The following is a 687-nucleotide window of genomic DNA, read 5'->3' on the forward strand; positions in this document are numbered from 1 at the left end:
GCAGCTTATCGCAAGCTACTACGTCCTTCATCGCCTGTAATCGCCAAGGCATCCACCATGTGCACTTATTCGCTTGTCCCTATAACGTTAGCCTCTCATCATTTGCATGATGAAAGAGCGTTACAGGAATAAGAAAGTACAACGTTGTTGCTTGTTTGTTGATACATACAATCATTACCCATCGATTCGCTTTTTACGGCAAACCGATCAATAAATAATCTTTACTTCTTCCAGATTGTTAAAGAACATACAGCACTTGGTCTCGAAAAGACCAAACCTAAATCCCGGTGTTGCAATCAACACTGATTTACGTTTGAACTTTTGGTGGAGGATGACGGGATCGAACCGACGACCCCCTGCTTGCAAAGCAGGTGCTCTCCCAGCTGAGCTAATCCCCCTATGGGTAATACAGACTACAGAAACTGGTAGGGCTGGTTGGACTCGAACCAACGACCCCCGCGTTATCAACACGGTGCTCTAACCAGCTGAGCTACAGCCCCAAATGCTGTTCTTTATATTAACAGCCGATAAGTGTGAACATTTGATGCGTGAATCATTTACATGATTCGTGCAAACTCTAGAAAGGAGGTGATCCAGCCGCACCTTCCGATACGGCTACCTTGTTACGACTTCACCCCAGTCACGAATCCTACCGTGGTAAGCGCCCTCCTTGCGGTTAAGCTACCT

2 tRNA genes and 1 rRNA gene are annotated in these 687 nt (G+C 46.4%); all 3 read right to left on the bottom strand.

The features are described 5' to 3' along the window. Nucleotides 1–322 precede the first annotated feature (322 nt). Nucleotides 323–398: transfer RNA gene (locus GYK42_RS28805), tRNA-Ala, on the bottom strand. Between the two features lie 25 nt (nt 399–423). Then, a tRNA-Ile gene (locus GYK42_RS28810) sits at nt 424–500 on the bottom strand. Nucleotides 501–581: 81 nt separating this feature from the next. Then, nucleotides 582–687 (bottom strand): 16S ribosomal RNA (locus tag GYK42_RS28815); the annotation flags it as partial.

Source organism: Janthinobacterium lividum (assembly GCF_011601275.1).
Classification (GTDB): Bacteria; Pseudomonadota; Gammaproteobacteria; order Burkholderiales; family Burkholderiaceae_D; genus Janthinobacterium; species Janthinobacterium lividum_E.